This is a genomic window from Nesterenkonia sedimenti (assembly GCF_012641515.1).
Classification (GTDB): domain Bacteria; phylum Actinomycetota; class Actinomycetes; order Actinomycetales; family Micrococcaceae; genus Nesterenkonia; species Nesterenkonia sedimenti.
Map to the genome: position 1 here is coordinate 1 of NZ_JABAHY010000027.1, position 13556 is coordinate 13556.

General features: G+C 63.9%; 11 protein-coding genes and 2 pseudogenes. 6 read left to right on the top strand and 7 right to left on the bottom strand.

The window, feature by feature from the left end:
- Window positions 1–222 (top strand): annotated as a pseudogene (locus HGQ17_RS14475) (hypothetical protein); the annotation flags it as partial.
- Here HGQ17_RS14475 and HGQ17_RS14480 read toward each other — a convergent pair.
- The 5 genes from HGQ17_RS14480 to HGQ17_RS14500 all read right to left on the bottom strand — a co-directional run bounded on the left by HGQ17_RS14480 (window position 219) and on the right by HGQ17_RS14500 (window position 5953).
- Window positions 219–1367, bottom strand: a complete 1149-nt coding sequence (locus HGQ17_RS14480) for an AlbA family DNA-binding domain-containing protein (protein WP_168888666.1) — start codon at window positions 1365–1367, stop codon at window positions 219–221. The pseudogene HGQ17_RS14475 and the gene HGQ17_RS14480 overlap by 4 nt on opposite strands.
- Before the next feature lie 43 nt (window positions 1368–1410).
- Window positions 1411–2865: a hypothetical protein gene (locus HGQ17_RS14485; protein WP_168888667.1), complete on the bottom strand. Its 1455-nt coding sequence runs from the start codon at window positions 2863–2865 to the stop codon at window positions 1411–1413.
- 188 nt (window positions 2866–3053) lie between these two features.
- Window positions 3054–3302 (bottom strand): hypothetical protein, encoded by a 249-nt coding sequence (locus HGQ17_RS14490; RefSeq protein WP_168888668.1) that lies wholly within the window; start codon window positions 3300–3302, stop codon window positions 3054–3056.
- Window positions 3303–3306: 4 nt separating this feature from the next.
- A complete protein-coding gene (locus tag HGQ17_RS14495) occupies window positions 3307–5364 on the bottom strand; it encodes a DEAD/DEAH box helicase family protein (protein WP_168888669.1) in 2058 nt (685 codons plus the stop codon).
- 259 nt (window positions 5365–5623) lie between these two features.
- Window positions 5624–5953 carry a helix-turn-helix domain-containing protein gene (locus HGQ17_RS14500; protein WP_168888670.1) on the bottom strand — a complete coding sequence of 110 codons (330 nt, stop codon included), beginning with the start codon at window positions 5951–5953 and terminating at the stop codon, window positions 5624–5626.
- Between the two features lie 288 nt (window positions 5954–6241).
- Here HGQ17_RS14500 and HGQ17_RS14505 point away from each other — a divergent pair, with 288 nt between their 5' ends.
- Complete coding sequence (locus tag HGQ17_RS14505; protein ID WP_138171089.1) at window positions 6242–7240, top strand: Abi family protein; 999 nt, start codon at window positions 6242–6244, stop codon at window positions 7238–7240.
- Window positions 7241–7779: 539 nt separating this feature from the next.
- Window positions 7780–8952 (top strand): hypothetical protein, encoded by a 1173-nt coding sequence (locus HGQ17_RS14510; protein WP_168888671.1) that lies wholly within the window; start codon window positions 7780–7782, stop codon window positions 8950–8952.
- Between the two features lie 130 nt (window positions 8953–9082).
- Here the strand turns inward: HGQ17_RS14510 and HGQ17_RS14515 are convergent, their stop codons facing one another.
- Together HGQ17_RS14515 and HGQ17_RS14520 are read right to left on the bottom strand one after the other, a co-directional pair.
- Window positions 9083–9703 carry a response regulator gene (locus tag HGQ17_RS14515; protein WP_168888672.1) on the bottom strand — a complete coding sequence of 207 codons (621 nt, stop codon included), beginning with the start codon at window positions 9701–9703 and terminating at the stop codon, window positions 9083–9085.
- Window positions 9700–10896: a sensor histidine kinase gene (locus tag HGQ17_RS14520; RefSeq protein ID WP_168888673.1), complete on the bottom strand. Its 1197-nt coding sequence runs from the start codon at window positions 10894–10896 to the stop codon at window positions 9700–9702. The genes HGQ17_RS14515 and HGQ17_RS14520 overlap by 4 nt, the downstream gene beginning before the upstream one ends.
- A gap of 150 nt (window positions 10897–11046) precedes the next feature.
- On the opposite strand from HGQ17_RS14520, the gene HGQ17_RS14525 reads away from it, so the two are divergent.
- The 3 genes and pseudogenes from HGQ17_RS14525 to HGQ17_RS14535 form a co-directional block, all read left to right on the top strand.
- Window positions 11047–12138 carry an ABC transporter permease gene (locus tag HGQ17_RS14525; RefSeq protein ID WP_168888675.1) on the top strand — a complete coding sequence of 364 codons (1092 nt, stop codon included), beginning with the start codon at window positions 11047–11049 and terminating at the stop codon, window positions 12136–12138.
- Entirely contained in the window at window positions 12135–12851 is a 717-nt protein-coding gene (locus HGQ17_RS14530) for an ABC transporter ATP-binding protein (protein ID WP_168888674.1), read from the top strand. The genes HGQ17_RS14525 and HGQ17_RS14530 overlap by 4 nt, the downstream gene beginning before the upstream one ends.
- 23 nt (window positions 12852–12874) lie before the next feature.
- Window positions 12875–13507 (top strand): annotated as a pseudogene (locus HGQ17_RS14535) (DDE-type integrase/transposase/recombinase); the annotation flags it as partial.
- Window positions 13508–13556 lie beyond the last annotated feature (49 nt).

Consider the following 13556-nt stretch of genomic DNA (forward strand, 5'->3'; position numbering starts at 1 on the left):
TCACCCGGGCCCTACTGGACACCGGAGGATTCAGGCCCCTCCTACACCCTCATCTGCGATGAGCCATATAAGGGCCGCAACATCGTCGAACGCGGATTCAGCCATCTGAAGCAATGGCGCGGTATCGCCACCCGCTACGACAAGCTGGCCACCACATTCCGCGCCGCAGTCCTACTCCACGGGGTCATCGCCTGGACCAAGCTTTTATCAGACACGCCCTAGTCGTCGTCCAGGAGAGCGCGAAACTGGTTCGTCATGCTCTTGGGATCGTCCACCTCGTGGTCGATGTCCGCCTGAATCGCCGTTCGCAGGTCGGGCAGGTCGGGCGCGGCGTACGTCGGATTTCTCAGAAACCCCTGCACTTCTGCGATCGCTTCGCTCCACCACTTCTGTGTTCCACGTGAGCGGCGCTGCTCCCGACGATCACCGAGCAGGTCATGCCAAACGGCGAGTTCCCAGCTGTTGTGGGCGGGATCGACCGACACGTCCCGGCCTAGCAGTTCCCCGAGTTGGTGGGCGAGCTTGCTGGCCCGAGCAGACGTGTGCTGGAAGGTATCGACCGTGAAGCTCCACCACACCTTCCGGCGAACCTGTACCACCCGATGCACCAGATTTTGGTGAGACTCCTCATCGAGATCGTTCACGACCTCTTGGAGGTCCCGCACCAGCCGTTGGACGTGTTCCACCTCGTACGACGCCGTGTCGGCGGCCGCGTTGGCCGAGTCGGCCGCCGAGGCGGCAGAGTGCGCAGCGTCCGTGGCCTCTGCGGCAGTCGCGGTCATGCGCGCGATCGGCTCAGCGATGTGCTTCTCGATGCCCTCTGCGATCTGGTCGACTTGGCTTCCAACGACGCCGACGGCCGACTGGAGCTCGGTGGTTGTCTGTCGGAACCTCGCCGCGAAGCTGCCGGCCTCCCTGTCGAGGTAGATGCGCAGCAGTTCGTCGTCTGTGAGTGCGCGGGTGGAGCGTCCTTGTCGTGTCTGTCGTCGTCCTTCGTCATCGAAATGAGGCGGCATGGTTGGCCGAACTTCGACGCGGAGGAACGGGACTTTCTCGTTCACCGCCTCCTCGATGATAAAGATGTCAACCGGGATGGGGCGTGTCTTGGTCGCTATGTCCTGGAGACGGGCGACCGCCCTGTCGAGGCCCTTCGGCAAGCCACACGGAATCCCACACACCAGTCCCGTCTCGGCATCCTCAACCTCGTCGACGCCGACAAGGAGGTGGGCGACTTCACGGGTCGGGTCGAGCGCTACCCAGTTCGCCAAAGTGGACAAGACCTTGGGGGAGACGGCTTCGGCGTCTCGCTTGAACTCGTACCGACCCGACTCACCTAGTGCGAGCATGTGCTGAGCATCGGTGCTCATGCGCTGGTGACGCGTAGGACGTGCAGCGGCGTTCATATGACTGCTACCCGGCTTCGCCGAGGGTATGCCGTAGAAGCGCGTTCAAGATGTCCGTGTCATCGAGGCCCTGTTGGTCTGCGAGTATGTCTGCTGCCAGTGTCTTGACGGCCTCGATGGGTAGCCAGGGAGGAATCTCTCGGTAGTTGCGATCGAATCCGATGAGGTTCCATGTTTGGGAGTCGAGCTGCTCCGCCCAGCCGGCGCAGGAGATGACAAGGGAGGTCAGCAACTGAGGCGCAGTCTCTAGAGCATGTGCCAAGCGGTTACGCACTTCCGCATCTGAGGTCGCGCGAGCGAAAGCCCACATCATCGACTGACCGTTCACATCGTTGCCTACCCACGACGCCGTGCTTGCCCAGTCCGTTTCCGCCCACAGTCGGCGCAGGTTCTGGCGGGCGGCAACGGCAGGAGCGTCCTGCCCGTCGCTACGGCGACCCGCCTCTTGGAGTAGTGCGACCGCGGAACATATTGGAAGCCGCTGTCGATCCCGTTCCGCAAGGTCGAGTTGATCGTCCTCGGTCGCGTTACCTGCCACCGCAATCGCGAGAGCGGCGGTGGTGTCAAGATCGATCGCGAGGAAGTGCGCGGTCGGTGGAATCGCTGCAGCGTTAGCGGTTGCCTCGGCGACTCGCTCGCGGAGTTCGGGGTCGTATGGGCGGTGACCGACTCGGTGGAACGGCCGGGCTTCATCAAGAAGTTTTCGATGCTCTGCGAGAGGGTCCACCTCCTCGGGCTCACTGGCGACTGGTGGAGGCTCCGGCACCTCGACTTGTTCACCACGCGATGCGCGCACGAGATCGGTAACGGATCGCCCGAGTTCCTCCAGTGCGTTGTCGAACGCTGTGTCCGATGTCGGGTCGGAGTCTCCTGCCCAGGTCGAAGCGGTGTCGATCAGCTCGGTGATCGCACGATCCATAGCGTCGCACCAGGGAGCCACCCGCGTGCCTGTCACTCGGACCGCAGCGAGCTCGATCCGAGTCGCTTCCGCTGCAGGGCCCACTTCATCGAGTGCTGCCGTTAAGGCAGACTGAATGCCTTCTTTTATCGGACGAACTTCCATCTCCGACGGCTCCGCGTACACGGGATTGCCGTCTTCATCCCACATGTTGAAGGAGCTTCGCACCTGCTCTCTCAGTTGCTGCCAGCGCCGAGCCCACGATCGTGCGACACCACGAGTTCGCTCGGCTGCGAGCCGAAGAGCCTCCACCCGTCGAACCAGCTCGACCGTGGACGGGGCGTGTAGGGCATCAAACGACTCGGAGACCACGAGGACTTCAGTCGCTTCGTCCTCGCTGATCGGCCAGTTGCGTTGGAGATGGTCGTACTCTGCGATCTGCGCACTCTTCCACTGGCGAAGCATGTCGGCCGGGAACAGGTCCGGCGTCTCGTCGATCTCGTAGGAGTGCTCGATGCACAGCAGAATGAGATTGTCGAAGGCCCGGTTCTCCTCGGCGGGCATGTCAAGCCACCGTGGTCCGCCCTTCCGCCGTGCATGAATGTGGGCAACTCGACTGTTCAACACCCGATCGCCTGTGTCGTCCGAAAGTTTGTACAACGGTCGGCTGCACGGTGGATGCGCGCACCGGAATGCAGACCCGTATAGCTGACGCACCGTGGAAGGCGTCGGGAGCGGGTACGCATCGGCTGTCATTCCTGAGAACCTGCGTCGTGAGGCGCCGTGAAGTGCGCGTGAAGGTTGGCGAGTGCTCCGTTCGCCTTCGTCAGGATCTCGGACGCACAGACGGTGCAGTAGGTGGTCTGGCTCTGCGGCCCGTCGTGTACGACGAGGCACGGCTCGCCTTTGAGGATCACGTGCGCCTTCTTGCGGTAGCACTTGCGTCGCCGCCCCGCTATTTCTGGGCTGACGTGCTTCAGGATGTTCTTCACCGCGGCCATCGGTTCACTCCTTGATCGCTGTCTTGATCGTGTCGGCCACCTGGTCTCCGATCTCGTCGAGTGAGTCGTAGGCGGCCTGCAGCTGGTTGAGTGTCCACTTGTCTCGGCTCTTCTTGCCCTGCCCGGCGAAGGTGTTTATCTCACGGTTCAGCAGGGCGTAGAGAGCGTCGGAGTTGTTGCCGCGGGCACCCTTGATGGCTCGACTGATGTCGAAGCCGGCGCGGGGAAGGCCCAGGTCGGCGAGGATGCGCTGATGGATCGACTTTGAGCGGCTGTCCAATCGGCTCCGCAGGGACTGGCGCCTGACCTGCGGCTGGACAGGCACCGAGTCGGCAGGCTCCTCTTCGTGCTCCCTACGGTGAGCCAACTGTGCCCGAAGCGCATCCGCGGTGATGCCCAGCTCGCGGAAGGAGAAGCCACCCGGCCCCTTGGCGTCCAACATCTCTTCGATGACCCGGTCGTCGTTGGGGTCCAGGAACGAACGGTTGAGGAAGTGGCTGAGGCGCTCGTCCTGTGCCACAGGGTCGTCGAAACGTTGGGCGATCTGCTCGGGATCGCCGCGGCCGTTTCGTCCAGCTGAGTCGGCTCCTTCGCCGCGAGCCCACCCTCTGACGATCTGCTGGTCCTGGGTGTCAAGGTCGCGGAACTCGTCCCATTGCTCCTCGTTGTTGAGCCCGACGTGGGAAACCACGAAGCCCTGATTGTTGGGGCTGTTCAGATCGTTCAGGTCGACCGTGCGCATCACGCGGCCGACGAACTGGATGTAGGGCGACAGCGAGCGGTAGGGGCGGAAGATGGCTGCCACGCTCAAGGGAGGGTGGTCGAAACCTTCGCCGAGCATGGCCACCTGCACGATGACATCGATCTGGTTGTTACGGAGCTTGGCCAGTACGGCCGACTTCCGGTCGTCAGCGAGGTTGCTGTGGATGGTTTCCGCTTGCAGACCCATCTCCTGGAAGATTGCGCGCACTTGATCGGCGTGGTCGATCGACATCGCCGATGCAGCGATCTGGTGAGGGAAGCCAGTCGCCGCCCGGAGGGACTGGAGCTTCTCGACCGCCTTCTCTGCAATGTGGCGGTTGCACTCGTCCGAGAGCGCGACACCGCGACGGAACCAGGCCTCCTCCTTCAACTCAAGGATCTGTTCAAGTGTGTAGGTGTCGCTTTCCCCGCGCACGGTGAAGGTGATCTCGGAAGGATGCGCGGAGGCCGAGACGATGTGCTTGATGTAGCCATTGAGCATCGCGCGGGCGAAGGGGTAGCGATAGATCAGCTCCCCCAGCAGCTCCTTGTTGTCGGCGCGGAAGGGCGTCGCCGTCAGACTGACGAAGCGCGCCTGGGGGAACGCCCTCACCACTTTCTGCCAACTCTCGGCAGCGACGTGGTGGCCCTCATCGATAACAACGAGGTCGAAGAAGTCGCTTGGGAACTGAGACAACCAGCGGTCGGCACTGCTCGCGAGTTGCTGGATGTTAGCGACGACGATGTGGCTGTTGACGCAATCGTCCATGTTGGCCTTGGGGCCGTCGACCAACGCCGTGAACGGCCCGGACGTGAAAGAGTCGAGGATGCCTGCCTTCTTCCAGAAGCAGGAGGCGTTCGAGATGTTCAGGTCGGCGTAGAGGCCCTGACGGATCGTCGTGTTGGGCGCGATGATGAGCGTCCGTTTGTGTGACAGGCTGAAGGGGAGGATCGCCGCGACGCCTGTCTTTCCGCAGCCCACCGGCAGTTGGATGATCGCTGGAGTCGTCTTCTGGGCGAAGTGCTCGACGGCGGCCTCATACGCCTCCTTCTGAGGTTCGCGCAATTGCGGGTTGTCGGCGATCGCCGCATCTGCGGCATCGAAGAAGCCAGCTACCACGTCTTTGGCCTTCTCAGCGGTGTTGTACTCAAGGCGGAACGGCTCCAGGTCAGCGATGCGATAGAAACGGTACTGGCTGCCGGGGCGACGGGCGGCCGTGAGTGTGCCCGCAGCGTCCCATCGCCGCAGCGTGGCGGCGGACACGCCCACGTACGCAGCGGCCTGGGCGATGGTGAGGTAGTCGTCATATGAGTCGCTCATGATTGTGCAGCGTACCACAATCCTTGGCAACATTATGCAACTCCATCACGCCGTGTGCGGCGAGCCTATTCACGGCGTACCGGCCCGCCTGGGTTGCCCTGCCAAGTAGGTGTTGTGGTGAGGCCAGTCGTACGAGCTGGGCATGACCGGTTCGAGGGTTCGCTACGAGCCGGCTCATCCTCGGCAGCCTCTCGCGGCTCGTCACCGATGCCGAGTCTCGCCTGATCCCATGTGGAGGATGGCTTCCTGCCCTGAAAGATCATGCCAAAGTCGTCTGTGCACGTCTTCCGGGTCGCCGAATCATTCCACCAGCGTGCAGCACCGCCCGGCGCGCGATGTTCTGACCGACAGCGAAGCGCGCGCCGATCTCGGCCAGCGTGAACCCCTGGTCGTAGAGTGTGCCGATCTCGGCGACCTGCGCCGCGCTCAACTTGCCCCGCCGCACGGGAACTGACCGGCGGCGCAGGTGGATCGCCACCGTGGTGCGGTGCACATCGAAGTGCCCGGCAACCTCGCGCATCGTCTTGCCGCCGAGGTACATCGCCACCAGCTCATCGACCTGGGAGGCGTCGAGAAAAGTTTGAGCCATCCCAATCGAGCGGACCAGCGGACCCCGAGAGTCCCGAATCCGAGGTCCGGTCGGTCGACGGCAGTGTCTGTAGACCCCACGAGACAGCCGCCTGGCCAGGGTTTTCACCGATGGAGAGAAGTTTGAGAACTCTCTACTCAGGTCCACCACATCAGGTTGGCCGCTCAAATCAACACGGTTCGAGCGGCCAGCTGGATCTCATGTAGTATGGAGTCATCATATCCCCCACGCCTCTCGGAGAAGCGCAACTTGGGGGATTTTTCTTTCCCGCCTGACTAGACTCAGGACATGCCGAAGCGACGAATGCCCCGTGCCCGCGGAAGCGGACGCTTCGAGAAGCCGCCCCTGAGCTCGTCTGCGTTAGTGGATCTGCTCAGAAGCCGTGGACTTGCCATCACAGACGAAGCTCAGGCAGCCCAGCAGATCAGCAACATCGGCTATTACCGCCTCTCCGCGTACATGGTCCCATTCCAGCGTGGCCGTGATCATCATGACTTCAAGCCAGGGGCAACCTTCGAAGATGTGATGAGCCTCTACTCGTTTGACCGCCAGCTCCGGCTCCTCGTCCTGGATGCGTTGGAGCACATTGAGGTCAGGTTGCGGGCCGCAGTGACTGACGAAATGTCACTGAAGCATCAGGATGCCTTCTGGTACACCGAGCCGTCATATTTCCGAGATTTGGCTCGGCACTCTGAGTTTCTGGATCAGGTGAGTGAACGTAGCCGACGTCAGCTCGAAGGCCGGCCTGAAGACCCCGGCGATGTGCACAATTACCGGTCTGCCTTAGAGCATTACTTGGTCACGTATGGCGAACCGGAGTTTCCTCCCTCTTGGATCATGATGGAGGGGCTCACTTTCGGTCAGGTGAAGTCGCTCTATGACAACCTCCAGCAGCGTGAAGACTCGAACCGCATCGCCCGTCAGCTCGGCGTCCCCGGACCAGTGTTGACTTCGTGGCTGAGGACTTTTCTGCGGTTCCGGAACATCGGTGCCCACCATGGCCGCTTGTGGAATGTCGTTCTCGGTGTCGCGCCCACGGCTCCAAAGAGCAAGTCCGTTCCTTGGCCGCGATCTCATGGGAAGATCACCGACCCTCGGCACGGTCCCATTCGGATATATCCAGGACTTACAGCTATCCAATCACTGTTGCTGACCACCGCCTCAGACCTCACGTGGTCACAACGTCTCTATGACCTGATTTCGGACTATCCGACCGTCCCTCAGCAAGCGATGGGGTTCCCAGCAGACTGGCACCATGAGAGGTTCTGGAACATAACTTCCAGTTGAAGCAAACTCCCGGCGCGGGAGGGGTCTTCGGAGACACTGTGGCCTGCTGAATGTGGTGGCCATTGTGGTGGCCATTTTGCTCCACATCCACCGATTCCGAGCGACGCCCACCGACAGAAGAAACTGCAAAACACCAGGTCAGAGGACACTCGTCGACACCGACCTATTCCAGCAGAACCCACTCAGGGGATCTTTTAATCCGCTGGTCGTGGGTTCGATCCCCACAGGGCCCACCAGATCGTTGTTGTTCAAACCGCCGACATCACCGGTTTGAGTCCTACTGAGGTCCCCGTCCTCCTGTCGGCGTAGTGCGGTCGCCTGGACTTCGGGGTTGAACATGATGTTGAAGGGCACACCCGGCTCCCCGTCCACGGTGGGGTCTGCTGAAGGTTCGGTTGACTTCAAGACTGCTTAGAAAGCAGGAAGGATGGAAGTCATGCCGAAAGGCGTCTGCAACTACTGCCATCGCGACACCTCGATCGGAGACTAGGGTGCCTGCCCCCGGCCCGCCGCCGAAAAAGCTCGCCCTGACCGAGTGAGTGCAGCCCGTCCTCATCGACGTCACCCCCGACCCCGAGCTGCTGCGCCAGCGCGCCCTCATCGAGAACAGTGAGCTGACCCGATACTGCAACGCGATCGTGCATGAGCACGCCGAACAATTCGGCTGGTCTGTCCGCCAACGCAACGACGTGATCCGTTCCCTGCGCCTGTTGCAAACCCTCCGCGACAGCCCGATCGCGAAGGTGCGCGCCTCCGACGTGCTCCAACTCCCACGCTATGACGGCAACATCGTCTCCACCCTCGACGTGCTCGACGCCGCCGGGCTGCTCATCGACGATCGGCCCCGCTGGTTCGACACTTACTTCACGAACAAGACCTCGCTGCTGCCGCAGGTCATGCAGGAGCAACTCGAGGTCTGGGTGAACGTCCTGATCGACGGAGCGACGACCACGCCCCGGCAGTGCTCTCGCGACCCGCTGACCGTGAAAGTCCACATCCACGCCGTCGTTCCGGCCGTGACCGCGTGGGCAGAGACCGGCCACCAGTCGCTCGCCGAGATCAGCCCCGCTCAGATTCGTGACGTGCTGCCCGAGAGCGGGAACCCGCGTGCGCTCATGGAGCGTGGCCTGCGGTCGCTGTTCAAGGTGCTCAAAGCCCGCAAGCTCGTCTTCCAGAACCCCACCCGCGGCATGACGACCACCAAGGTCAACGGCAACGTCCCGATGCCGCTGGACACCGCACTCATCCGCGAGAAACTGAACTCGCCCCACCCCGTAATCTCGTTGGCCGTTGCTCTCGTCGCGTTCCACGCCCTGACCGCGAAACAGGTCTCCGAGCTGCTGCTCACCGATATCGTCGACGGACGCCTGAACCTCGCAGGCCGAAGCATCCCGCTCGCTGCTCCCCTTCGCGAACGCCTCGCCCGATGGCTCGACTACCGCCAGCGCAGGTGGCCGAACTCGCAGAACCCGCACCTCATCATCCACCAGCGCTCCGCGCCCAGGATGATGGCCGCGAACCGAACCTATCCCTGGCAGCAGGGCGGCATCCGCCCGCAGGACCTCCGCGAAGATCGCATCCTCGCCGAAGCCCACGCCACCCGCGGCGACGCACGGGCGATCAGCGACCTCTTCGACCTCAGCATCGCAGGCACCAACCGTTACATCGACACCATCGAGCACCCAGACCTCGCCTCCGGTGAAGGTCGATGAAATGAGAGCCTCACCAACCCGCACAGGGTATGGGCGCCGTCTCTCTTCCCATCGACGCATCTTCGTTCGATAGCCCATCTACGGCGAGGTCGCTGCCATAGAATCCGGAGCAAGAAAGCCGAGTATCCCTCTATCTCAGGAGGCCGGTATCGCGTGCGGTGGCGACGGCGGCGGTGCGGGAAGAGACGCCGAGCTTGGTGTAGATGTGCACGAGGTGCGATTTCACCGTGGCGTCGCTGATGTGCAGACGTGCCGCGATCTCGTTGTTCGTCGCGCCGTCTGCGACGAGCCGCAGTACCTCGGTCTCGCGGGCGCTGAGGCTCGGCTGCGGAGAGCGCATCCGGGCAAGCAGCCGGCCCGCGATCGCGGGTGCGAGCGCGGTCTCGCCCTCTGCTGCGGCGCGGATCGCAGCGATGAGCTCATCAGGCGGCGCGTCCTTGAGGAGGTAGCCGCTGGCCCCGGCTTCGACCGCGCCGAGGATGTCACTGTCAGTGTCGTAGTTCGTGAGCACCAGCACCGCCGACGGGTTCGGCAGAGCGCGAATGCGACGGGTCGCGTCGGCTCCGGTCTGTTCCGTGCCGAACTGCAAATCCATCAGCACGACATCCGGTGCGAGCTCGGCGGCGAGAGCGACTGCGTCGTCCGGGGCTGTGGCTTCGCCGATCACATCGAGGTCGGGGTCACCGGCAAGCATGGCGCGGAGCCCGGTTCGGACGACGGGATGGTCGTCGGCGAGCACGATCCGGATCATGAGGCCGCCCCGCGTCGCGTCGGGAGCGGCAGTCGTGCGGTGACCGTAGTGCCGTCGCCGGGTGCCGAGGTAATGGTGAGGGCGCCGTCGAGCTGTTCGACGCGTTCTCGCATGGCTGACAGTCCGAAGGAGTCGGCATCGTGTGAGTCGGCGACGGCCGAGGACACGTCGAAGCCCGGCCCGTCGTCGCGTATGACCAGTGACACGGCGTCGTCCTCACGTGCGAGCTCGATGGCGATCCGGGTGGCGTTCGCGTGGCGGATCGCGTTCGACAGTGCGCCTTGGGCGATGCGCAGCAGCGCCGTCTGGATGCCCATCGGAAGGTCGAGGTCTTCGGCGATCACCTCGACAGGGAGCGAGGCGCGGTCGGATTGCTCCTGTCCGAGCCTGCGCAGAGCGGCGGCGAGGCCGTCGTCGAGGCGGGCGGGGGTGAGCTCGCGGATGATCTGCCTCGTGTCGGAGAGGCTCTCAGCCGCGGTCTCACGCGCAAGCTTCAGGTAGCCGGCACCGGGTTCGGGGGTGTCGCGTTCGGCGGCACGCAGCAGCATCTGGATCGAGGACAGGCCCTGGGCGACGGTGTCGTGGATCTCACGGGCGAGGCGTGCCCGCTCCGCGAGAGCGCCCTGTTCGCGTTCGGTCTCGGCCAGCTGCTGCCGGGTGTGGATCAGCTCGGCGAGGAGACGTTCGCGTTCCTCGGCTTCACGCCGCAGTGCGCGGTAGGCGAGTCCGATCAGGAGAGCGACGCCGGCGCCGACGAGCGGGCCGATGACCCCGCCGACGCTGAACCCGAGATGCAGCCCGAGGGCGAGGATCGAGAACGCGGTCGTGACCACGATCGCCGCGACCCCTCCGGAGCCGGGTAGGACGTGGAGGTAGAGGAAGAACAGGGGAAAGACGAGGTACGCCCCCTCGGGGCTCAACCACATCAGCACCGCCCACAACAGGGTCAGCGCGGCGACCCAGATGAGCGCGAAGCTGCGACCGGACGAACCTGCTGTGCGTCCGGAACGCGCTGCCCATGCGCCGGCGAGGTAGACCGCGACGAACGCGACCCCGACGATCAGCGTCCATGCTGCGACCGGGGAGAAGACGACGAATGCACGCACGACCGCGAAGCCCGCGAGCCCGATCAGGAGGGCGTGCAGGCCGAAGCGGAGGCCGGTGAACACCGGGGTGAGGGTCGAGTGCGGCATGACAGCTCCAGCCTACGCGAACCGCGTTTCCGGACCATCAACCGAAAGTTTGACCGCGAATCCCATGCTTTAGGCGATGCCCGACCACACCCCTTGATAGGAGGGTTGAAGAGTAGCTCGGGCAGAGTGTTCGAGCAGAAAGGCATCATCGTGTTCGTCGCGTGGAGAGAGCTGCGGTTCGCCCGCGGCCGGTTCCTGCTCATCGGGGCCGTCGTCGCCCTGATCACCCTGCTCGTCGGCTTCCTCTCCGGCCTTACCGGAGGACTTGCCGCCCAGAACATCTCCTCGGTACTGCAGCTGCCCGGAGACCGTCTCGTGCTGCAGCAGCCCGAGAACAGCGACCCGAGTTTCGCAACGTCCTCCCTCGGCGAGGACACCGTCACTGCATGGGAACACGCTGACGGTGTCGAGTCGGTGACGCCGGTCGGGATCGTTCAGTCGCGGGCTTCGTCCAGCGGCACCGACGACCCGACCGGGGTCGCCCTCTACGGGCTGCCGCAGGACGCTCCGGGTACCGGATCGAACTCCCTGTTCGAGCTCACCCCGGATTCCGATACCGAAGTCGGCCTCTCATCCGGTGCCGCCGATGACCTCGGTGTCGAGGTCGGTGACACGATCTCGATCACTGGCAACGACTTCACTGTCGCCGCTATTGGCGAGGATCTCTGGTACAGCCACACCCCGGTCCTCGTCATGACCCCCGAGGCGTGGAGCGAGGCCAGCAAGCTCGTCGGAGGCACTGGCGAGGCCACGGTACTCGCCGTCACCGGCGACGCAGACTGGGAGGCCGTGGGTTCCGAAACGGACACGGTCGCGGAGACGCCACTGGCGAGTCTGACCGCTTTAGAGGCGTTCCAGTCCGAGATCGGGTCACTCGGGCTGATGATCGCGATGCTCTTCGGGATCTCCGCGCTCGTCGTCGGTGCGTTCTTCACCGTCTGGACGATGCAACGCGCAGGCGACATCGCCGTGCTCAAAGCATTGGGGGCCACCACCGGGTCGCTCGTGCGCGACTCCCTCGGGCAAGCCCTCATCGTGCTCGCCGTCGGGATCGGCGTCGGCCTCGCCGCCGTGATCGGACTCGGCACCCTCGCGGGGCAGGCGCTGCCGTTCATCATCAGCCCGCTCACCACTCTCGCCCCAGCCGTCGTGATGGCGGTCCTGGGCCTCGCAGGAGCCGCGTTCGCGCTGCGCTCCGTCACCAAAGCCGACCCCCTGACAGCCCTTGGGAGCAACCGATGATCGAACTGCAGAACGTCACCCTCACCTTCCCCGACGGGGAGAACCGCATCACCGCCATCGATGACGTCACCCTCCGTGGAGACAACGGCACCGTCACCGGCATCACCGGCCCCTCCGGATCGGGCAAATCCAGCATCCTCGCCGTCGCCGCGACCCTGATCCGCCCTGACTCCGGAGGGGTCCTCATCAGTGACGGCACCGACACGATCGACGCCGCCCAACTTTCGAAGCACGAGGCCACGAAACTGCGCCGTGAGCGCATCGGCATCGTGTTCCAGCAGTCCAACCTGCTGCCCGCGCTCACCGCCCGTGAGCAACTACAGGTCATGGCCAGGCTCGGCGGTGGCACCAGCCGGAACAAGCGAGCGAAGATCGACGCCCGCGTCGACGAACTCCTCGACGCCGTCGGCCTCACCGAGCACGCAGGCAAGCGCGCGCACCAACTCTCCGGCGGGCAACGCCAACGGGTCGCGATCGCCCGCGGGCTCGTCCACGAACCCGAGGTGCTGCTCGTCGACGAGCCGACCAGCGCTCTCGACCAGGAGCGCGGGGCAGAGATCATGGAACTCATCGCCGGCCTCACGCATGAACGCGACACCGCCACCCTGCTCGTCACCCACGACCTCGTGCATCGCGACGCCCTGGATGATCTCGTCACAGTCATCGACGGCCGCATCACCACCCCTGTCGCAGGGCAAGCGCTTACACGCTGAGCTGGGTCTGCCGCACCGCCTGGCGGCTGTGTGCCTCCCAGGGGGTGTTCTCGGTGATCATCCGCTGGAAGAAGAGCAGGGGCACTCGCCCAGGGCCTCCGGTCCACGACGATCTGGTGCAGCGTCAGTTCAGCACGGTGAAGACCCTCAACGAGGTCTGGCTGACTGACTGACATCACCGAACACCACACCGGCGAGGGCAAGCTCTATCTCTGCGCGGTCAAGGACGCCTGCTCACGCCGGATCATCGGCTACAGCATCGACAGCAGGATGAAGGCCTCCGTGGCGGTCAGAGCGTTGAAAAACGCCATCGCCAACCGGGCCCGCACCGGGACTGAAGTGACCGGATGCATCGTCCGGTTGAATCCGCCCAATTTCGTTCCAAGAAGTTCCTCCGGGCTTTGGAGTACCACGGCCTGGTCGGATCTATGGGGCGCGTGGGCGCTGCCGGGGACAACGCCGCCATGGAGTCGTTCTACAGCCTGCTGCAGAACAACGTCCTCGACGCCCAGCCCTGGCGCACGCGGGAAGAGCTTCGGATGCGGATCTTCTCCTGGATCGAGAGGACCTATCACCGAAGGAGGAAACAGAAGGGGTTGGGGGGTGCCTCTATGGTTTTCGTCAAGCCGCTAGGGTGTGCCCGGTTCCGCTTCTGATGGTTTCGGGGTCTTGGTAGTAGGTCCCGTCACGCAGCATCGCGTAGAG